The organism is Planococcus sp. CPCC 101016 (genome assembly GCF_007859295.1).
GTDB lineage: Bacteria > Bacillota > Bacilli > Bacillales_A > Planococcaceae > Planococcus.
Genome location: NZ_VOHB01000002.1, coordinates 599,538 through 619,447 on the forward strand (window position 1 = coordinate 599,538; position 19,910 = coordinate 619,447).

General features: G+C 45.8%; 20 protein-coding genes. All 20 read left to right on the plus strand.

Annotation, left to right across the window (positions count from 1 at the left end):
• Positions 1 to 66: 66 nt before the first annotated feature.
• The 20 genes from FQV26_RS02840 (at position 67) to FQV26_RS02935 (ending at position 19,859) form a co-directional block, all read left to right on the plus strand.
• Positions 67 to 1,644, plus strand: a complete 1,578-nt coding sequence (locus FQV26_RS02840) for a class I adenylate-forming enzyme family protein (protein ID WP_146555857.1) — start codon at positions 67 to 69, stop codon at positions 1,642 to 1,644.
• The gene (locus tag FQV26_RS02845; RefSeq protein WP_146555858.1) at positions 1,637 to 2,863 is read left to right on the plus strand and encodes an acyl-CoA dehydrogenase family protein; all 1,227 of its coding nucleotides are present in this window, start codon (positions 1,637 to 1,639) and stop codon (positions 2,861 to 2,863) included. Before FQV26_RS02840 ends, FQV26_RS02845 begins: the two co-directional genes overlap by 8 nt.
• 14 nt (positions 2,864 to 2,877) lie before the next feature.
• Positions 2,878 to 3,858 carry an NADPH:quinone oxidoreductase family protein gene (locus FQV26_RS02850; RefSeq protein ID WP_146555859.1) on the plus strand — a complete coding sequence of 327 codons (981 nt, stop codon included), beginning with the start codon at positions 2,878 to 2,880 and terminating at the stop codon, positions 3,856 to 3,858.
• Between the two features lie 191 nt (positions 3,859 to 4,049).
• Positions 4,050 to 5,165, plus strand: coding sequence for a TRAP transporter substrate-binding protein DctP (gene dctP / locus FQV26_RS02855; RefSeq protein ID WP_146555860.1), 1,116 nt, complete (start codon positions 4,050 to 4,052; stop codon positions 5,163 to 5,165).
• A 79-nt stretch (positions 5,166 to 5,244) separates the two neighbouring features.
• Positions 5,245 to 6,567 (plus strand): TRAP transporter large permease, encoded by a 1,323-nt coding sequence (locus tag FQV26_RS02860; protein WP_146555861.1) that lies wholly within the window; start codon positions 5,245 to 5,247, stop codon positions 6,565 to 6,567.
• A 23-nt stretch (positions 6,568 to 6,590) separates the two neighbouring features.
• A complete protein-coding gene (locus FQV26_RS02865; RefSeq protein WP_146555862.1) occupies positions 6,591 to 7,139 on the plus strand; it encodes a TRAP transporter small permease in 549 nt (182 codons plus the stop codon).
• A gap of 23 nt (positions 7,140 to 7,162) precedes the next feature.
• Entirely contained in the window at positions 7,163 to 7,747 is a 585-nt protein-coding gene (locus tag FQV26_RS02870) for a TetR/AcrR family transcriptional regulator (protein ID WP_146555863.1), read from the plus strand.
• A 96-nt stretch (positions 7,748 to 7,843) separates the two neighbouring features.
• Positions 7,844 to 8,632 carry a 2-phosphosulfolactate phosphatase gene (locus FQV26_RS02875; RefSeq protein WP_146555864.1) on the plus strand — a complete coding sequence of 263 codons (789 nt, stop codon included), beginning with the start codon at positions 7,844 to 7,846 and terminating at the stop codon, positions 8,630 to 8,632.
• Positions 8,604 to 9,389 carry an enoyl-CoA hydratase/isomerase family protein gene (locus tag FQV26_RS02880; protein ID WP_261384251.1) on the plus strand — a complete coding sequence of 262 codons (786 nt, stop codon included), beginning with the start codon at positions 8,604 to 8,606 and terminating at the stop codon, positions 9,387 to 9,389. Before FQV26_RS02875 ends, FQV26_RS02880 begins: the two co-directional genes overlap by 29 nt.
• A gap of 21 nt (positions 9,390 to 9,410) precedes the next feature.
• Positions 9,411 to 10,256, plus strand: coding sequence for a 3-hydroxybutyryl-CoA dehydrogenase (locus FQV26_RS02885; protein ID WP_146555865.1), 846 nt, complete (start codon positions 9,411 to 9,413; stop codon positions 10,254 to 10,256).
• A complete protein-coding gene (locus FQV26_RS02890; RefSeq protein WP_261384252.1) occupies positions 10,249 to 11,322 on the plus strand; it encodes a phosphotransferase family protein in 1,074 nt (357 codons plus the stop codon). Before FQV26_RS02885 ends, FQV26_RS02890 begins: the two co-directional genes overlap by 8 nt.
• 25 nt (positions 11,323 to 11,347) lie before the next feature.
• Entirely contained in the window at positions 11,348 to 11,791 is a 444-nt protein-coding gene (locus tag FQV26_RS02895) for an FAS1-like dehydratase domain-containing protein (RefSeq protein WP_146555866.1), read from the plus strand.
• Positions 11,788 to 12,156: a MaoC/PaaZ C-terminal domain-containing protein gene (locus FQV26_RS02900; RefSeq protein ID WP_146555867.1), complete on the plus strand. Its 369-nt coding sequence runs from the start codon at positions 11,788 to 11,790 to the stop codon at positions 12,154 to 12,156. Before FQV26_RS02895 ends, FQV26_RS02900 begins: the two co-directional genes overlap by 4 nt.
• Positions 12,157 to 12,204: 48 nt before the next feature.
• Positions 12,205 to 12,978: an SDR family NAD(P)-dependent oxidoreductase gene (locus FQV26_RS02905; RefSeq protein ID WP_146555868.1), complete on the plus strand. Its 774-nt coding sequence runs from the start codon at positions 12,205 to 12,207 to the stop codon at positions 12,976 to 12,978.
• Between the two features lie 30 nt (positions 12,979 to 13,008).
• The gene (locus tag FQV26_RS02910; protein WP_146555869.1) at positions 13,009 to 14,532 is read left to right on the plus strand and encodes a class I adenylate-forming enzyme family protein; all 1,524 of its coding nucleotides are present in this window, start codon (positions 13,009 to 13,011) and stop codon (positions 14,530 to 14,532) included.
• A 12-nt stretch (positions 14,533 to 14,544) separates the two neighbouring features.
• On the plus strand, positions 14,545 to 15,936 hold the full coding sequence (locus FQV26_RS02915) for a short-chain fatty acid transporter (RefSeq protein WP_146555870.1): 1,392 nt from the start codon (positions 14,545 to 14,547) through the stop codon (positions 15,934 to 15,936).
• A gap of 21 nt (positions 15,937 to 15,957) precedes the next feature.
• On the plus strand, positions 15,958 to 16,944 hold the full coding sequence (locus FQV26_RS02920) for a quinone oxidoreductase family protein (protein ID WP_146555871.1): 987 nt from the start codon (positions 15,958 to 15,960) through the stop codon (positions 16,942 to 16,944).
• A 45-nt stretch (positions 16,945 to 16,989) separates the two neighbouring features.
• Positions 16,990 to 18,171, plus strand: coding sequence for a thiolase family protein (locus tag FQV26_RS02925; protein WP_146555872.1), 1,182 nt, complete (start codon positions 16,990 to 16,992; stop codon positions 18,169 to 18,171).
• Entirely contained in the window at positions 18,164 to 19,066 is a 903-nt protein-coding gene (locus FQV26_RS02930) for an NAD(P)H-dependent flavin oxidoreductase (RefSeq protein WP_146555873.1), read from the plus strand. Before FQV26_RS02925 ends, FQV26_RS02930 begins: the two co-directional genes overlap by 8 nt.
• Complete coding sequence (locus FQV26_RS02935; RefSeq protein WP_146555874.1) at positions 19,050 to 19,859, plus strand: enoyl-CoA hydratase-related protein; 810 nt, start codon at positions 19,050 to 19,052, stop codon at positions 19,857 to 19,859. The genes FQV26_RS02930 and FQV26_RS02935 overlap by 17 nt, the downstream gene beginning before the upstream one ends.
• Positions 19,860 to 19,910 lie beyond the last annotated feature (51 nt).

The following is a 19,910-nucleotide window of genomic DNA, read 5'->3' on the forward strand; positions in this document are numbered from 1 at the left end:
AAAATTTGACTATTTATTTTTTGATTTAAAATGTAAGGGCTTTCATTCAAGAGAAGGAGGCGTTTTATGGAACTTCTAGAAATAAGCTTGTTTGGACGAGGAGGAGTCAAGGTATTCAAAGAGCGGCCTCAGACGATTGGGGAGATTGTCAGTACCAGCAGCAAAGCTTTCGCAGAAAAGTCTGCAGTGGTGACTGAAGATCAATCGTTGAGCTATCGGCAAATAGAGGAGCTGTCTTCCGTTATTGCAGCTAACCTTCAGAAGCAGGGAATTGCAAAAGGAGATCGAGTAGCAGTTGTTGTCGGAAACCGCGCAGAATTCCCTTTGTTGGTCATTGCCTGTGCAAAAATTGGAGCGATCATGGTTCCCATCAACGTTAAATTAGCGGTGGAAGAGCTTCAATATATTCTTGGCCATTCCAAACCGAGCGTCATTATCAGTGAAGATGAATTCATGGATAAAGTGGAAAAAGCTAACTCGGAATCGGTTGTAACGCCAGATAACATCTTTGTCATCGATGGACAAAACTCCTATGAACAGCTTTTGGAAAAGGAAACGCCTTTTCAACAAACCAAGGTCACAGAAGAAGACGGTATTTTCATCTTGTACACATCTGGAACTACCGGTCGTCCTAAAGGCGCGGTACTAACCCACATTAACGTTATTCACAGTTTGATGAATTATAAAATGGTTTTTGAAACTGATGAGACATTTAACACTTTGATTGCTGTACCGATGTTTCATGTAACCGGACTTGTCGGACAGCTTTTACATATGTTCTATGTCGGGGGTACGGCTTACAGTATGCGTCGTTACCAGAACGAGGAATACATCAATCGGATACTGCAATACAAAATCAATTTCCTATTTAATGTACCCACCATTTTCATCATGATGTCCACCAGTGAAGAGTTTCAAAAACACTCGTTTGACTTTGTGAAGAAAGTGGCTTTTGGCGGTTCGCCGATTTATCAGCAAACTTTCACGATGTTGAAAAAAGCGTTTCCTAATGCTCAGCTGCACAACGCTTATGGAGCGACGGAAACAACTTCACCGGCGACATTGATGCCGGTGAAATATCCAGATTCCAAAGTGACTTCAGTTGGCCTTCCTGTAAAAGTAGCGGATATAAAAGTCATGAATCCGGAAGGAAAAGAATGTCCGGTGGGAGAGTCAGGTGAGCTTTATATTAAAGGGCCGATGATCATTAAAGAGTACTGGGACAATCCGACAGCCAATCAAACCAGCTTTACGGATGGTTATTGGCATTCAGGTGACTTGGGAATCCAGGATGATGACGGATTCATTTACATTAGGGATCGCAAGAAGGACATGATCAATCGCGCCGGAGAGAAGATATTCTCGATTGAAGTCGAGGATGTATTAAAAGCACATCCTGATGTAGTGGAAGCGGCTGTCATCGGTGAACCAGATCCGGTTTTTGGAGAAAAAGTAAAAGCATTTGTGGTGGGTCCGAAATTGGATGGTGATGATTTTACTGCTTTAAGAGAGCATTGCAGAAAATCGTTGGCAAAATTTAAGGTGCCTGAAGAATTTGAGTTGATCGATAGCCTGCCGAGAAACGCATCCGGAAAAATTTTAAAAAATACGTTGAAAAATACTGGGGGAAAAACTAATGCTTAAAGAATTATCACCGAAAGCTGAAGAGTTAAGAGGGAAATTACTGAAGTTCATGGATGATTACGTCTATCCGAACGAATCGACGGTTGAGAAATACCTGCAAGAAGCAGAAGACCGCTGGACGATTCCACCGATTATTGAAGAGCTGAAAGAAAAAGCAAAAGAACAGGGTTTATGGAACTTATTTCTGGATCACCCGGAATACGGAGCGGGCTTATCAAATTACGATTACTCACATCTCTGCGAAATCATGGGCCGTTCTCTGATTGCACCCGAACTTTTCAACTGCAATGCACCGGATACCGGCAATATGGAAGTATTCATCAAATACGGAACGGAAGAGCAGAAAAAACAATGGCTGGAACCATTGCTGCGCGGGGAGATTCGTTCCTGCTTTTCAATGACCGAGCCGGCTGTCGCTTCTTCTGACGCCACCAATATTCAAAGCAGCATCGTCCGCGACGGGGATGAATATGTCATCAACGCCAAAAAGTGGTGGACAACAGGAGCGATGGACCCGCGCTGTAAAATCGCGATTGTCATGGGGAAAACAGATCCTACTGCTGCCAAACACCAGCAACAGTCGATGATTCTGGTTCCCTTCGATACACCGGGAGTGGAGATCATCCGTCCATTGACAGTCTTCGGTTATGATGATGCACCGCAGGGACATGCCGAAGTCCATTACACCAATGTTCGTGTACCGGCAACGAATATGCTGCTAGGCGAAGGGCGAGGCTTTGAAATTGCACAGGGCCGCCTCGGGCCAGGACGCATCCATCATTGCATGCGCGCCATCGGTGCTGCGGAACGTGCACTGGAGTTATTATGTAAACGGGCTGACAGTAGAGAAGCGTTCGGTTCGACTTTGGCAGAAAAAGACGTCATTAAAGAAATCATTGCGGAAAGCCGGATTGAAATAGAACAGGCACGCCTGCTGACCTTGCATGCTGCCCATAAAATTGATATGGAAGGTGCCAAAGCGGCACGTAAAGAAATTGCAATGATCAAAATTGCAGCACCGCGTGTTTCCTTGAATGTCATCGATCGCGCAATGCAGGTTTTTGGCGGAGCCGGCTTAACGGAAGATTTCCCATTAGCGGCACATTACGCCAATGCCCGGACACTTCGTTTGGTCGACGGACCGGATCAGGTTCATTTGCGTGATGTCGGCCGCCTTGAACTGCGCGAACAATTGAAGGAAAGTTCAAATGTGAAATAGAGGAGGGTGTTGTAATGAAAGCTTGGACAGTGGTCCGGACAGGAGATCCACAGGAAGCGCTTGAACTTGCGGAACTTCCAAATCCAGAACCAAAAGCTGGCGAAGTGCTTGTGAAAGTTGAGGCGGCTGCTTTAAATTTTTTCGATATCCTGCAATGCCAAGGGAAATATCAGGAAAAGCCTGACCTTCCCTTTACACCAGGTGCTGAAATTTCAGGTGTAGTGGAAAAAGCAGGAGAAGGAGTGGATATGCAAGCAGGGCAGCGTGTATTGGCGACTCCGCAATTGCCGAATGGCGGTCTTGCTGAATGGGTGATTGTAAAAGAAGAAGGGGTTTTCCCGATTCCTGACTCGCTTTCCTACAGCGAAGCAGCTGCTTTATTCATTACGTACCAAACAGCGTATTTCGCTCTGCACCGGACGGCCCGTATTCAACAGGGAGAAACCTTATTGGTGCATGCGGGTTCGGGTGGTGTCGGTTCTGCAGCCATCCAACTCGGTAAAGCGGCCGGTGCCACCGTTATTGCGACAGCCGGCAGCGACGAAAAAACAGCAATTTGCAAAGAGCTTGGCGCCGATCAGGTCATCAACTACCGGACGGAAGATTTCGTTTCCATTGTCAAAGAAAGGACCGGTGGAAAAGGTGCTGATGTCATCTTTGACCCTGTCGGCGGGGATACTTTCGACCGTTCCAGAAAATGCATCGCTTTTGAAGGGCGTTTATTGGTCATCGGATTTGCGGGAGGGCGGATTGCAGACGCGCCGACCAACCATGCATTGATAAAAAATTACTCTGTTGTAGGTGTCCACTTTGGTTTGTTCCGTAATTTATATCCGGAAGAGGTGATGAAAGCGCATCATAAATTGATGGCTTTGTATGAAACGGGAGCTGTTCGTCCAATGATTTATGAAGAATATCCATTCGATAAAGTGCCGGATGCTTTGGATTTATTGGGTGATCGAAAAACTTATGGAAAGCTGATAGTTAAGCCATAAGTGAGCTGGTAGAATCACAACAAAGCAGAAATGGATGATTCAGGCAATCTCTCAGGCACAGGATCATTAAAGCAGCACTTCATCTTTTTTGATAAACAGGTTCCTCGATTTAATGGAAATAGGATTGATTTTTGTAAGAGGTACAAAAAAGTTTTTACAATCACTACATTAAACGGATGGAGGGAAAATTTATGAAATCATTCAAATTTCGCTTTTCAGCAGCTGGTCTGGGTGTAGTTCTTCTTTTAGCAGGATGCGGTGGCGGCGAAGAATCAGGTGGATCTTCTTCAGAAGGAGAAACAATTACCTTGCGTGCAGCTACCGGACTCAGCGCCCAGCATACCTGGTGGGAAGCATCAATGGTGCCTTGGATGGAACGGGTGGAAGAATTGACGGAAGGTCAGGTTCAATTTGAATCTTTCACTGGAGGAGAACTGGTATCGGTTCCCGATGAAGCGGAAGCGCTTGAGACCGGGACAGTGGATGTAGCTATCGTTCTTCCGATTTACCAGCCGGACCAATTCCCGATGGCGGAAGTGACGATGCTGCCGCTGAATCATTCCGACACATTGATTGCTTCCAATGCGTGGAGAAAACTTCTTGAAAGTGAAGAGGAACTGGCAGATGGACAGACTTATACGGAGATGCAGTTTGGTAATTTCAAAGTGTTTCCGATATCCACTACACAGGAATATTCCATTTCAACAACTGGCCATGAATTTAATGCAGTCAGTGACGTAGAAGGCACTTCACTTCGAACGCCTTCCAGAATCCATGAGATTTATGCAGCTAAAACAGGGATCAACAGCGTCACGATGCCGGCCGTGGAAATCTATGATTCATTGAGCAGAGGGACATTTGAAGGAGCGTTTTACAGTATTGCCGACTGGACAGGCTACGGCTTCCAGGATTTATTCCGCTACACCTTAACCGGCATCAATTTCGGACATTTTAATGCCTTTATTGGAATGAGCCAAGACAAATGGGAAGAAATGCCCGAAAACGTACAAGAAGCGATGACACAGGCAAATGAAGAGCTGTTTGAATCAGGCGCTCAGGAGTGGATTGACCGTGCAGAAGAGATTATTCCTGAAAATGAAGCGAATGGCGGAAAATTCGTAGATTTCGCAGATTTGGATCCGGCAGTCCAGGATCATTTCAACCAGGGGATTGAAGAGACATGGACCGACTACGCAACATTATTAGAGGAAAATGGATTACCTGGAAATGACTTGGTTAAGGTGTGGAGAGATCTTCTAATTGAAGAAGGCGGCGAAGTACCAGAAGCCATTATGGATTTAGAATAGCCGTTTCGGGAAAAGGGAATAGCTTCTCGTCATAATGGCTATTCCTTTTTTCTATAATTTGATGCAAGGAGGTCTTGAAATGGATAACTTACTGGTCATAGGAATTATTCTGGCGATGATGATTGTCCTGTTGATAGCAGGTCTCTATATACATTCCGTCCTCCTCGCGAGCGGAATAATCGGCTTGATCCTACTGGAGGGTTTTGGGATACTTCCAGGCCTGCTGGGCAATGAACCGTTCAACCGCGTCGCGAGCTATACGTTGACGACCATTCCGCTTTTCGTATTAATGGCGCAATTTATTCTTCAGTCAGGACTGGTACAGGACATTTTTTACATGGTCCATAAGGTTTCCAAAGGGAAAAATAGTTTGCTTGGCATTTTGACCTTAATCATCGGCGGGTTACTTGGCGCAGTTTCCGGTTCTGGTACCGCAACTTCCGCCTCGCTTGGGCAAGTGGCAATTCCAGAGCTGCGCAAACACGGCTACAGTGCACCGCTTGCTGGAGCGATTGCAGCGTCAGGAGGTTCTTTATCGGGAATTATTCCACCCAGCATTATTCTAATTCTTTATGGAGTAGCAACTGAGACTCCTGTAGGCAGCCTGTTTGTTGGAGCGTTCATTCCTGGGATACTGACTATGATTGTTTTCATCCTTGTGATGCTTCTGTATTTTCGGTTGGATAGAAAAAAACGTTCGCAAATCGAAGAGCCCGTCATCCAAGACGCACCGCTGCCGGAAAAATTGTCCGTTATCCGCTTACTCATTGTGAGCGTTATTGCCATACTCATCGTGGTTGTTATTTTTGGAGGCATTTATTCGGGAGTATTTACGCCGACTGAGGCAGGTGCAGTAGGGGCGTTTGTCGGTTTGATCGCCGCATTGGTGCTGGGGAAAGTCAATTTCCAGTTTTTCAAAACCTCTGTAGTCGAAACTGTCAAACTTACCGGAATGGTCATGATCATTATGATTGGCGCTCAGATTTTTGGCCGCTTTGTTTCTTTATCCTTACTGCCGAGACGATTGATTGAATTGATTGAACCAATCATGGACACACCTGTATTGGTGCTGATTGCCATTTCGGTCGTCTTGTTCATCATGTTCATGTTCATCGAAGGTGCTGCGGTAATTTTGATGTCCATTCCAGTCATCCTGCCAATTATTCAGGAGCTGCAGGTTGATATTCTTTGGTTTGGGGTATTTGTTGCCGTCATTTGCACGATTGGGTTGATCACGCCGCCGGTCGGACTGAGTGTTTATGCAGTTGCTGGAGTCAGCGGGATCAGTTCTGGATCAATATTCCGTATTTCCATGGTTTTCGCCATTGTCGCTATGGTCGTCGTTTGTGGTTTGATGATTGCTTTTCCAGGGCTTGCCACATGGCTGCCGAATTCCATGTGAGCAACTGAAGGGAGTGGACTTAAATGAATGGTGTATGGAAGGCCTATAAAATTTTTCACTACATTAAACTGGCAGGAATATGGATCAGTGGAATCAGTGTACTCCTGATGATGCTAATGATTGTGTACGATGTGACGATGCGTACTTTCTTTTCAAGCTCAATACGCGGAGGGTTTGAAATCATTCAGAACTATATGATGCCTCTTGTCGTCTTTCCGGGCCTCGCATATGTATATGCGTCCGGTGTGTTGCCGAAAATGGATCTGATACTGGAAAAACTAAATAGCACAGCGCAGAGAATATTGATTTTCTTCATGTTGCTGCTCGAACTGTTTATTCTTGTGCTAATCGTCCAGTTCAGCTGGGAATACGCTATGAGCGGCTTGGAGCGCAAGACAGCGTTTCCGGCAGCGGGAACCTTATATCCCTTATATCCATTGTTTTTCCTGATTCCCATTGCATTTGCTCTAATCATCGTTGAAAACGTCTTTATTCTAATCAAAAATATTTTAGAGAAAAACCCTTCTTTGGTCATGAAAGAAACTAAATCTGTTCCTGAAGAAGTACTATGAAAACGATTGAATGAGGTGGTGGCATGAGTCTGCGTGAACGAAAAGCAGCTAAGAAAAAAGAGGATATTCTTCGTTCTGCTAGTTTGGTCATTTCTAGAAACGGCTATCATAATGCGACCATGGAAGACATTGCCGCAGAATTGCTGATGACTAAAGGAGCTCTTTATTATTACTTCAAAAATAAAGAAGAGCTGCTGTACAGTTGCCATGACCTTATCTTGTCAGCGGCTATGGAACAGGTGGAAGCAATCTTTTCAGAGGATTTGTCTTCGATGGAAAAAATGAAAAAAGCCGTCAAAACTCATTTGGACATCGCGATACGGGAAAAAGAGGTTTTTAATCTGATCGTGAAACCGGAACAGCTTTTTTCAGAAGAAAATATAGAAGAAATTATACAGAAGCGCGATCAATACGCAGGGATTTTCGACAGGATTATTGCAGAAGGCGTGAAACGGGGAGAGTTCAATGTTTCTGACAAAAAGATGGCACGGATGATTATTTTGGGTGCTACGAACTGGGTGCAAGTGTGGTATTCCCAGGAAGGCAAGTTCAGCAAAGAAAAAATAGAAGATATTTATGCCGAATATTTTTTGAAGATGCTGGCATAAAGCAGGGGAAAAAAGTTCATTCACCACGAACTTGCATGTTTTTCTGGAATCTTACTGACCCATTGAAGTGGGATAAACCTAAAGGATTTGATTGTGATGAGGAAAGTGCATGTCATAACTCAAAAAGAAGCAGTAGCAGAAGAGAAGTTGAAAGGATGCACAGCAGTCGTCATTGACGTTTTTCTTGCAACTTCAACGATCGCTTTTTTACTTGAAAACAATTTCGAACCCATTTATGCAGTGAAGGACAGCAGTCAGGCTATAGAGCTTTCCAAGCAATATAGTGAACCGCATATATTATTGGGAGAAACAAAGGGAGAATCCATCCACGGATTTCAATACCCAGATCCTTGTCTAATCAGATTGAGTGATAAGAAAAAAGCCGCTATCATCTGCTCGACAAATGGCACGATCGCCATTGAAAAAGCGAGCAAAGCCAATGTTCTTTTTGTCTCATCTTTGGTCAACGGCCATTTAATCGCAGAACGGATTCATCTGCAGCAGGACAATTCCTCTGTCGTTTTGGTCTGTTCGGGAAACGATGACCGTTTTTCTATGGAAGACTTTATTGGGGCGGGGCAGATAATCGAACACTTGCTGAAAAAAGGGGATTATGAATTATCAGATTCATCAAAGTTGGCGAGAGAAGCCTATTGTCATGCAGATGCAGCATCCTTTAAAGAGTTGTATGAATGTGAAACAGCGCATTTATTGAAGCATTTCGATTTTACGGGTTCTGTAGAATTTGTTCTTCGCCATCACGAGAAAATTGATGTGGTTCCCCTTTATACAGAAGGAAAAATTGTCAACGACCATCAGAAGATTAATACGAGAAGATCTTGGAGGAGGAGATCCATTGAAGAAAGAACATTGGACGGTGATTGAGCTCGAGCGTCAAGGAACCATTGCAGTACTGACTTTGAATAATCCCCCATTAAATGTACTGACGGATGAATTGCTGAACCAATTGGACGAAGCAGTCGACGAAATCCATCAGGAACAAGAGGTTCGCGCTATTGTATTGCGGGCATCTGGAGAAAAGGCATTTGCTGCAGGTGCTGATATTCGTCAGTTTCCAAGCTTAACGAAGGATAGCGGCATTGCGTTGGTTGAAAAAGGAAAAAAGATTTTCGATAAATTGGCTGATGGAAAACCCGTAGTTTGTGCTGTTCAAGGACTTGCTCTTGGAGCTGGATTGGAATTGGTGTTAGCCTGTGATATCCGAATTTGCGAAGAAAACGCAAAATTGGGATTGCCGGAAACAGGGCTCGGCATTTTGCCTGGCTATGGCGGCACACAACGGTTGGCGCGTCTGGTCGGCCCTGGAAAAGCCAAAGAACTGATTTTATCCGGTGAGGTCTTGTCGGGGGAAGAAGCGTATACAACAGGCTTAGTGGAAAGAGTGGTTCCACAAGGGCAAGCATTTGAATATGCGGTAAATCTGGCTCACGCAATAGCATCAAAAGCACCGCTGGCTGTGGCGAAAGCCAAACAAGCGATTGATGAAGGGCTTGAGATGAGTTTAGCGGCCGGGCAAGAATTAGAGACGCAATTGTTTTCAGAGCTCGCCGAAACCAAGGATATGCAAGAAGGCGTCAAAGCATTTGCTGAGAAGCGAACCGCTGATTTTCAGGGGAAATAAAGCCTGATGGGAGATGGATTGATGAAAAGTATAGCGATTGTTGGTGCAGGAATCATGGGAAACGGCATTGCGCAGGTAGCTGCTGAGGGGGGTTACGATGTTTTCTTGTACGACGTCAACGCGGAAAGTCTTGACAAAGGAGTAGCCAGAATTGAAAAGACGTTAGCCAGAAATGTTGAGAAGAAAAAAATCGATCAAAACCAGCGTGACGAAATACGGGGAAAGATTACTCCGACAGGTAATATTGGCGACTTGAAGGATGTTGATTTGGTTATTGAAGCGATTATTGAACAAATTGAACCTAAGAAAAGTCTTTTGGGGGAACTTGATGGCATCTGCAAGCCCTCCGCCATTTTCGCATCCAATACCTCCGGATTGAGCATCACCGAAATGGCCAGTTCGGTCAAACGTAGCGACAAGGTGATCGGCATGCATTTTTTCAATCCAGTTCCGGTCATGCAATTGGTCGAGATTATCAGAGGCGAACAAACGAGTGATGAAACTTTTGAAATAGCGCATAAAGTGGCAGAACGCTTCAATAAAACCGCGATCTCGGTTAAGGAAGCACCGTTATTTGCAGTCAACCGAATTCTAACTCCGATGATCAATGAAGCAATTTTTGTTTTATCGGAAGGCATTGCATCAGCGGAAGATATCGACAAAGGCATGATGCTAGGTGCGAGCCACCCGATCGGGCCGCTTGCATTGACCGATTTGATCGGCCTGGATACGATGCTGTTTGTGTCGGAAACACTTTACAATGAAACCAATGATTCCAAATACCGACCGGCGCCTTTATTGAAAAAATACGTTCGAGCAGGGCGATTGGGACGGAAATCAGGACAGGGGTTCTTTACTTATGACTGAGGATCAGGGAGTGGATAAGATGACTGCGGAAGAAAGAATAAACGACCCGATTGACTGGGCAAAAGTCGAAAGTCACCTGCGCAAATCGATGCCGGACTTGCCTGAAGGAGAAATGAGTGTTCAGCAATTTTCCGAAGGCTATTCGAACCTGACTTATTTAGTTAGGTTCGGCAGCTGGGAAGGTGTTCTCCGGCGGCCCCCTTTTGGCGAAGTACCGCCGCGGGCACACGACATGGAAAGGGAATACCGTATGCTCGAAAAAGTGAATCCGGTTTTTCCATTGGCTCCAAAACCTTATCTCTATTGTGAAGATCCAGAAATTATGGATAAGCATTTTTACATCATGGAGAAAAAACAAGGCGTGGTGATCGATGACGAACTTCCTGAATCCTATGGCAGCTCTGCCCAGGTAGGGGAAGCCATATCAAAAAATGTCATTACCACTTTGGTCCAGCTGCAGTCCATTGATTACCAGGAAGCAGGAATGGCTAATATGGGCAAGCCGGAAGGATTCATGGAACGTCAGGTAAAGGGCTGGATCAAACGCTACGGCCGGTCAAAAACCGAGGATATTCCGGCTTTGGAAGAACTGGAGCAGTGGCTGTCGGCCAACATTCCGGTTAATCCGGAAACCACTATTGTCCATAACGATTTTAAACTGAATAATATGGTGCTTGACCAGGACGACCCCGGCAAAGCGGTAGGCATCTTAGACTGGGAACTATCGACCATCGGAGATCCCTTAAGTGATTTGGGTTCGACAGTCGCTTATTGGGGGGGGCCGGATGAACCTGATATGGGCATCAACATCGTTACCAATCAGCCAGGGTTTTTCACCAGGAAAGAATTTATTGAGGAGTATGCGAAACAAAGCGGACGCGACGTTTCCAATGTAAATTACTACGTGACCTTCGGATTTTATAAGCTTGCCGTTATTTTGCAGCAAATCCATTATCGCTGGAAAATTGGAGAAATCGATGATGATCGCTTTAGTGACTTAAACCAAGCAGTTTCGAATTTAGTGGATTTAGCCAACCAAACCAGGAACGGACAATTGATAGAATGAAGATTTTTAAAAAGCAGGTGGACTAATGAGTGGACAAACGGCGGTTTTCGACTATGCCCCTTTTTTGGTGGAAGCGGGAAAAATCAAGGAATTTGTAAAAGCCTTGCAACTGGAAAATCCAATCTACAGGGATATAGAAGCGGCACAATCGGCAGGTTACCGGGGAATACCAGCGCCGCCGACATTTACGACGGTCATTGATTTTTGGAATGATCGAAATTTTTATCAGCTGTTTTCAAAATTTCTGAAGATTAATCCGAACAATGTGCTGCATGGAGAACAGGCTTATGAATATTATAAAACCATAGTGGCAGGCGACATGATCACGGCTCAAGTGACGGTAAAAGAGCAGTTTCATAAAAAAGGAAAGAACTTCTTTCTATTAGAAACAGTTTATAGAAATGAGCGAGATGAAACGATGGTAATTGGCCGAGCCACCCTCATTGAAATGACAGAGGTGAACTCATGAAAAAATTGGCGCCAATCATTAAAAAACCGATTACTGCTATTGATCTGGTAAAGTATTCAGGTGCATCCGGTGACTTCAATGAAATTCACACAGTATCTACCATTGCTAAAGAAAAAGGACTGGATGATATTATCGTTCATGGCATGCTGGTGATGGGATGGGCAGCGGCAGCCATAGAAACATGGTTTCCTGAAAGGCAGTTAAAATCTTTCCAGGTCCGCTTTCAGGCAGTGACTTTCCCAGGAACAGTGTTCGTTATTACCGGAATGCTGCTTGCTGAGTATGAAGGAGAAATCCAAATCAAAGATCAGCAGGACGAAACAAAACTGATAGGTGCATTTACATTGACTGGTGAACTCGCATAACTAAAAAAGACAGAATTTTCTTTCAACTGAAAGGGCTGAAAAATCATTATGCAAAATTACACCTATCCAACATTTGATCTGACCGGAAAAAAAGCGTTGGTTACCGGAGGGAGCAAGGGAATTGGACTTGCAATTGCCGCAGGATTGGCGCGTGCAGGAGCGGAAGTGTTAATTACCGGAAGAAATGAAACGGCTCTCGTGGAAGCTACTGATGAAATGAAGAAGCATGGCTACCAGGTTTCCTGGAAAGCTTCTGATGTCTCCTCGAAAGTAGAAGTGGAGAAGTTATTCGATTACATCGATCAGGAGTTTCAGCAAATTGATATTCTGATCAATAATGCAGGGATGAATATACGGAAATCATTGATTGAAGTGGAAGAGGAAGATTGGGATCGGGTAATCGGCACCAATTTAAAAGGAATCTTCCTGGTGGGGCAGCAAGCAGCCAAACGGATGATTTTACAAAAAAGCGGCCGCATCATCAACATCTCATCGATTCTCGGCAAAATCGGAAATCCACTGCAGACAAGTTATGCAGCCAGCAAAGGCGGAATTGATCAGCTGACAAAAGTATGGGCGTCCGAACTGGCAGAGCAAGGGATTACCGTCAACGCATTAGCGCCTGCTTACATAATTACACCTATGACCGAGCCATTTTTGCAGGACGAAGAACGGCTTGAAAAAATCATTAATCGAACGATGATGAAAAGAATGGGGCGGGCGGATGAACTGATTGGTCCAGCCTTGTTTTTTGCTTCGGATGCCTCTACTTATGTGACGGGGCAAATTCTTTACATCGACGGTGGATGGACTGCGAACTAAGAAAATATGAGGGGAACAAGGAGGAGTGAAATGGAGTACACAACTGTTGCAGAGCTGCTGGCGGCAAGATGCAAAGAATATCCTGATAAGGAATTCATAGTGGTCGAGGATAGAAATGGCGGTTTAGAAAGGCTGACCTACCAACAATTCCAAGAACAAGTTGGAAAACTGGCGCAAGTATTAAATGACAAAGGTATACGAAAAGGCGATAAGGTACTGCTGCATCTGCCGAATGGCAGTGCGTTCATGAAGTCCTGGTTGGCTATTCTGTCCATTGGCGCTGTAATGGTGCCGACAAACATCCTGTCGCCGGAGGAAGAAATGAAATACTTGGTAAGCCATTCTGAAAGCAAGCTGATCATTACTGAAAAAGAATATGAACAGAAATTTTCGAGCTTTCAACTGCCGATGCTGTTCTCGCGCCTTGGCGAAAACAGGCAAGGAAAGTGGCTGGAGAGGGAAAGTGAACAGGCAACTCAGTTGATGGATCTGCCAAGCCTTGCTTCGCAGGACGAAGCGGCGATTCTCTATACTTCAGGGACAACCTCAAAGCCGAAAGGCGTAGTGTTGACACAGCAGAATTATCTCCATACCGGAAAACAGATGGCTGAAACACTTGGTTATCAGCCGGAAGATCGCGTTTTGATTGTGTTGCCGATGTTTCATGGCAATGGCCAGTATTATATGGCAATGCCCGCCCTTTATGCAGGAGCCAGCATTGCCATTACCGAAAGCTTCAGTGCAAGCAATTACGTAAAACAAGCCAAACGGCTGCAAGCGACAGTCGGTTCTCTTTTTTCGGCTCCCATCAAAATGATCCTGAAAAAAGACTATGATCCTGAAGATGCAGATAATCCATTAAGGCTCGTCATTTATGCACAGGCATTAACTGAACAGCAATATGAAGAGTTTCGATCGAGGTATCAAACCCAGCTCCGTCAGCTATATGGCATGACGGAAACTGTTGCAATCCCTTTGATGAATCCCGTAGCAGACTTGCAGGACCCTATCAGCATCGGCAAGGAGGCTTGCGGCTATTCGGTCGTCCTAAGAGATGAAGAGGGCCAGGAAGTGGCGGTGGGCACAGAAGGGGAAATCACGGTTTACGGTGAACCAGGGGTAACGATCATGAAGGAGTATTTCAAAAATCCATCAGCTACAGCGGAAACGATTCGGGATAATTGGCTTTATACCGGAGACATGGCCAAAATTGATCCGAAAACTGAACTTTTCTACTTTGTGGATCGGAAGAAAGATATGATGAAGCGTTCGGGAGAAAATATAGCAGCTGGGGAAGTCGAAGCAGTCATCAATGAACATGAGTCCGTATTTGAAAGTGCCGTCGTTTCTGTACCGGATCCGGTCTATGAAGAATCCATTCATGCTTTTGTCATTTTAAAGGAAAACCGTAAATTGACAACGGACGAACTATTAGACTGGTGCCGTGGACGTCTGGCCAAATTCAAGGTACCGCAGGAAATTCATTTCACGGATGATTTTCCACGTACTTCTGTCGGAAAGATACAGAAACAACAGATGAAAAAATGGGTTTAAGGGGGAGCAGGAATGACTAAAGTAAAAACTGCAGAAGAGTTGGAAAGAGAAAGAGTGTTGAATGCAAATAAAAATAACCCCCTCGCAAAAGTAGCCGGGCTGTTTGCGCGGATTGCAGAAAGATGGCTTCCGGATGCATTCGTATTCGCTATTATTTTGACATCCATCGCTTTTATTGCAGGAGTTATTTTTACGGATTCAAGTCCTTTTGACATGATGACTTATTGGGGCGACGGAATGTGGGGATTGCTGACATTCACGGCTCAGATTATCACCACCTTTGTTTTAAGTTACGCTTTGGCATTGACGAAAACAGTTTCAAACACGCTTGAAAAAATCGCGGCTATTCCCAAGACGCCGAACTCCGCCATTTTGATGGTGACATTCACAGCACTCGGTGCCTCCCTGATCAGCTGGGCATTCGGTCTCGTGGTAGCAGGCATCATCGCGAAACTGGTTGCCAAGAAAGTCCTGGATGTCGACTATCGGGTGCTTGTCGCTGCCGGTTATTCAGGTTTCCTGATCTGGGAAGGCGGCTTATCCTCTTCTCCAGCTCTATTTGTAGCAACTGCTGGGCATGTCTTTGAAGGAGAAATCGGATTGATCCCTATTTCGGAAACTTTATTGTCAGCAGTCAATATCGCCATCGTAGTGGTCTTATTCTTTACGTTGCCGTTTGTCATGCGCCTGGTTCATCCAAAAAATCCTGAAGACCGCTATATTGTGGAACAATCACGCCTGGAAGATCCGGTTATTGAGGAAAGTACGCGTGAAGAAACCAATTATCCGAATGACAAAATTGAGAAAACACGTCTGATTCCGCTCATTGGAGGGTTTCTTGGACTCAGTTATTTGATTAATCATTTTATCGCCAACGGCTTTTCGCTGGATTTGAATACGGTCAACCTAATCTTCCTTACAGCAGCCTTGCTGTTGTTCTCGAATGTCCGCGAACTGGCCCAGGGATTGTTGAAATCTGTCAGCAGCGTCGGTCAATTCGTTCTGCAATATCCATTCTACGCAGGTATTATGGGAATGCTGAGCGCTTCAGGTTTGGCAGTCCTGATTTCTAACTTCTTTATTAATATTTCGACAGATACGACCTTGCCGCTTTGGACGTTTTTATCTGCCGGAATTCTGAATGTCTTTATTCCATCGGGTGGTGGGCAATGGGCAGTTCAGGCGCCGCTGGTCATACCGGCTGCACTTGAAATGGGAGTTGATCCAGCTAAGGTCGTTATGGCCGTTGCCTGGGGCGATAGCTGGACTAATATGATTCAGCCTTTCTGGGCAATTCCATTGCTTGCGATTGCGGGTCTGAAGATTCGCGACATCATGGGGTATACCATGATTGCCTTGATTTATGGGGGCTTGGTTATCGGGGCATGTATGCTAATTTTCTAAATTGATAAGGGAGAGATGGCAATGAAAGCGATTGTTGTGAAGGAAACCGGTCCGCCTGAAGTGATGAAATTGCAGGAGGTGAATAAACCTAAGCCTGACGCAAATCAGGTCTTAATCCAAGTTGAAGCGATAAGCGTCAATTTTGCAGATATCAAAGCTCGCCAAGGCCAATATCACGGAGTGGCAGCAGATTCCGCTTTTACGCCAGGTCTGGATTGTGCAGGGATAGTTACAGAGGTTGGCGAACAAGTAAAAAGCTTTAAGACGGGGCAGCGCGTCATGGCTTTTCCAGCGGGTGGTTCCTATGCTGAATTTGTTGTGGCATCTGAAAAGTTGACGTATCCGGTACCTGATGACATCAGCAGCGAAACTGCCGCAGCATCTTTGACTGTTGGCATCACCGCTTACAATGTCATTCAAAAGATGGCAAGACTCGAAAAAGGAGAGACTATTCTAATCCACGCAGCAGCAGGCGGTATTGGTTCAACAGCCATTCAACTAGCTAAACTGTTTGGGGCTTCCAAGATTTTTGGGACGGTCGGCAGTGATGAGAAAATTGCTCGTGCCAAATCTTTTGGAGCAGATGAAGTCATCAATTATCGCTCAGCAGATTTCGTTGAGAAAGTTAATGAACTGACAGAAGGAAAAGGCGCAGATATCATTCTTGATACGGTCGCAGGAGAAAATTTCGAGAAAAGCTTGAAGTGCCTGGCAACATTTGGACGAATCGTCTCTTTTGGCCATGCTAATGACGGGTCGAAACCGGGAATTGCAAAAACCAACGAGCTTCATTCAAGCTGTCGGACGGTCATAGGATATAGCACGGGCACCTACCGGAAGAATCGCCCTGAATTTCTAAGAGAAGGAGCAGAAAAGACAACTGAGTATCTGTTGCAAAAGCAGCTGGAAATTATCATCTCCAAGAGCTTTGCATTGGCAGACGCTGCGGAAGCACACGCCCATATTGAAAGCCGGTCGAGTATCGGTAAGGTTTTGCTTATTCCTTGATATGGGACCAAACGGAAAAGAAATTGAGGAAGGGGAAATCGGAATATGAATAATGTCTACTTAATAGATGGCGCAAGAACAGCTTTTGGAGGATTTGGAGGATCATTTGCTAATACGGATGCCACTGAACTCGGAGCGGCGACGGCAGTGGAGGCCTTGAAGCGGTCGAATGTAAAAGCGGAGGACATCAACCATGTGTTCTACGGGAATGTCATTCATTCCAGTTTGAATGCTGCTTATATTGCCCGCCATATCGGTTTAAAAGCGGGTGTGCCGAAAGAAGTACCGGCACTGACTTTGAACCGGTTATGTGGGTCAGGTGCTCAGGCAGTTGTCACTGCTGCACAGCATATTCTGCTGGGGGAGGCAGATTTGGTGCTCGCGGGAGGTGCCGAGAACATGTCGATGGCACCTTACTCCAGCTTTGATCAGCGCTTCAGCAAGTCGAAAATGGGTAATTTGCAATTTGATGATATGCTGACAGCGACATTGACTGATCAATACACAGGCGGCGGCATGGGCATGACGGCAGAAAAACTGGCGGAACAATACGATATTTCACGGGAAGATCAGGATGCGTTTGCGGTGGAGTCAAATCAAAAAGCCGCCCGGGCAACTGAATCCGGTGCGTTTGCGGAACAGATTGTCGGGGTCGAAGTGAAAACACGTAAAGGGTTTATGGTGGTGGAGAAAGACGAGCATATCAAACCGGATGCCAACCAGGAAGCCCTGTCAAAACTCCGTCCATCATTCAAAAAAGACGGCACGGTCACAGCTGGCAATGCTTCGGGCATCAACGACGGTGCTGCGTCACTTATTGTGGCAAGCGAAGAAGCAGTGAAAAAGCATAGTTTGAAGCCGATGGCGCGGATTGTTTCATGGGGAGTGGTTGGGGTCGATCCGACCATTATGGGCATTGGCCCTGTACCAGCTATCAAGCAGGCATTGGAACGAGCTCAATTGAAACTTGATGATATCGATTTGTTTGAGCTGAATGAAGCATTTGCTGCACAGTATTTGGCGGTGGAAAAAGAGCTTGGACTGGACCGGGATAAGGTCAATGTCAACGGTGGGGCGATTGCGCTGGGCCATCCGGTGGGTGCGAGTGGCGCGCGGGTATTATTGTCGCTGGCGTATGAGTTGAAGCGCCGTGGCGGCAAATACGGAGTGGCCAGCCTGTGCATTGGTGGTGGTCAGGGAATTGCGGTGGTGATTGAGCATGCTTAAGCTGCCGGTTATCGTGGCGCCAATGTTTTTGGTGTCCACACCCAAAATGGTCATAGAGGCATCGAATGCAGGCGTCATCGGGTCTTTTCCATTGTTGAATGCGCGCCCAATTGAAACCTGTGCAGAATGGCTGAAAGAAGTGAAGGAATCGCTCGAAGAGAAGCCCTGGGCAGTCAATTTCATCTGCCACCGCGGCTCGAATAAACGCTACGAAGCGGATTTTGAACTGATCCGCCAATATGAACCGCCCATCGTCATCACATCACTCGGCTCGCCGGCTGACGTCATTGAAGTTGTCCATGCATATGGAGGGCTGGTCTACTCGGATGTCGCCAATATCCGACACGCAAAAAAAGCGGCTTCCAGCGGAGTGGATGGACTGATTCTTGTGTGTGCGGGTGCAGGTGGGCATGGCGGGACAATCAATCCTTTCGCATTTATTGCGGCGGTTAAAAAATTCTATAGCGGAACGATTATTTTATCGGGCTCTTTATCTACGGGTGCAGATGTAGCTGCAGCCAAATTAATGGGAGCCGACTATGCCTATATGGGAACTCGTTTTCTGGCAGCTGAAGAAAGCAGTGCACCTGAAGAGTACAAACAAATGGTCATTGATTCGACAGTAGAAGACGTTCTTTATACCGACTCCTTCAGTGGTGTGCCGGTAAATGTGTTGATTCCGAGCTTGGTGAAGCAGGGAATCGACCCTAAGACCTTAAAGCCGAAAGATGAAATTGATTTGTCGCATTTGGTTAATGCCAAAGCCTGGCGGGATATCTGGTCGGCAGGCCACGGAGTCACCACCATCACGAAACGGGAGACGACCAAAGAAATAGTGGAACAATTGCTTGCTGAATTCGAGGAAGGGGTGGCTGGACTTGTACGAAACGATTAAAACCGAGCTGCAGGATGGAATCCTTACCTTAATATTGAATCGCCCTGACAAAATGAATGCCTATACAGAAAAGATGAGCGAGGAATTGCTGCATTTCTATAAAGAAGTCAATCACAACGACAACGTAAGGGTCATTGTGGTTACGGGAAGCGGTCGTGCATTCTGTGCAGGGATGGATTTATCGGTAGGAGGATCGACCTTCTCCTCTGAACAGTCTTCAGAAGAATACCGGGATCTGGGCGGTCAAGTCAGCCTGCAGGTATACGAAGTCAACAAGCCGGTCATTGCCGCCATCAACGGACCGGCTGTGGGCATCGGTATGACGATGACGCTGCCGATGGATATTCGGATCGTCAAAAAAGACGCGAAGATCGGATTTGTCTTCGGCCGGCGTGGAATTGGTCCGGAAGCGAGTTCCGGCTGGTTCCTGCCAAGACTTGTGGGGATCGGCAAGGCACTCGAATGGACATTGACCGGCCGTTACATACCGACTGCTGAAGCGGTGGAAGCGGGGTTGATGCAATACGAATCGGAAGATCCACTTGCTAAGGCTTATGAAATCGCCCGGGAAATTGTTGAGAATACAGCTGCGACATCCAATAGTTTCACACGACAGCTGCTGTGGAAGATGTTGGGGCAGGAGCATCCGCAAGCATCTCATTTAGTTGAATCGAAGTTTCTTCACTGGGCCGGGCAAAATGATGATGCGGATGAAGGCATTCAGTCATTTATCGATAAGCGAAAAGCTGCATTTCCGATGAAAGTCAGTGAGCTGCCGAATTTTTTTGAGTAGGCGGATCTTAAAATAAAGGACTGGATCCTATACAGACAACTTTTGATGTCA

Coding starts and splice junctions, on each gene's coding strand:
- FQV26_RS02930 (WP_146555873.1), top strand. CDS start 18,164: ATGCTTAAGCTGCCGGTTATCGTGGCGCCAATGTTTTTGGTGTCCACA.
- FQV26_RS02850 (WP_146555859.1), top strand. CDS start 2,878: ATGAAAGCTTGGACAGTGGTCCGGACAGGAGATCCACAGGAAGCGCTT.
- FQV26_RS02905 (WP_146555868.1), top strand. CDS start 12,205: ATGCAAAATTACACCTATCCAACATTTGATCTGACCGGAAAAAAAGCG.
- FQV26_RS02900 (WP_146555867.1), top strand. CDS start 11,788: ATGAAAAAATTGGCGCCAATCATTAAAAAACCGATTACTGCTATTGAT.
- FQV26_RS02885 (WP_146555865.1), top strand. CDS start 9,411: ATGAAAAGTATAGCGATTGTTGGTGCAGGAATCATGGGAAACGGCATT.
- FQV26_RS02865 (WP_146555862.1), top strand. CDS start 6,591: ATGAATGGTGTATGGAAGGCCTATAAAATTTTTCACTACATTAAACTG.
- FQV26_RS02910 (WP_146555869.1), top strand. CDS start 13,009: ATGGAGTACACAACTGTTGCAGAGCTGCTGGCGGCAAGATGCAAAGAA.
- dctP (WP_146555860.1), top strand. CDS start 4,050: ATGAAATCATTCAAATTTCGCTTTTCAGCAGCTGGTCTGGGTGTAGTT.
- FQV26_RS02895 (WP_146555866.1), top strand. CDS start 11,348: ATGAGTGGACAAACGGCGGTTTTCGACTATGCCCCTTTTTTGGTGGAA.
- FQV26_RS02860 (WP_146555861.1), top strand. CDS start 5,245: ATGGATAACTTACTGGTCATAGGAATTATTCTGGCGATGATGATTGTC.
- FQV26_RS02875 (WP_146555864.1), top strand. CDS start 7,844: ATGAGGAAAGTGCATGTCATAACTCAAAAAGAAGCAGTAGCAGAAGAG.
- FQV26_RS02870 (WP_146555863.1), top strand. CDS start 7,163: ATGAGTCTGCGTGAACGAAAAGCAGCTAAGAAAAAAGAGGATATTCTT.
- FQV26_RS02845 (WP_146555858.1), top strand. CDS start 1,637: ATGCTTAAAGAATTATCACCGAAAGCTGAAGAGTTAAGAGGGAAATTA.
- FQV26_RS02915 (WP_146555870.1), top strand. CDS start 14,545: ATGACTAAAGTAAAAACTGCAGAAGAGTTGGAAAGAGAAAGAGTGTTG.
- FQV26_RS02925 (WP_146555872.1), top strand. CDS start 16,990: ATGAATAATGTCTACTTAATAGATGGCGCAAGAACAGCTTTTGGAGGA.
- FQV26_RS02840 (WP_146555857.1), top strand. CDS start 67: ATGGAACTTCTAGAAATAAGCTTGTTTGGACGAGGAGGAGTCAAGGTA.
- FQV26_RS02890 (WP_261384252.1), top strand. CDS start 10,249: ATGACTGAGGATCAGGGAGTGGATAAGATGACTGCGGAAGAAAGAATA.
- FQV26_RS02920 (WP_146555871.1), top strand. CDS start 15,958: ATGAAAGCGATTGTTGTGAAGGAAACCGGTCCGCCTGAAGTGATGAAA.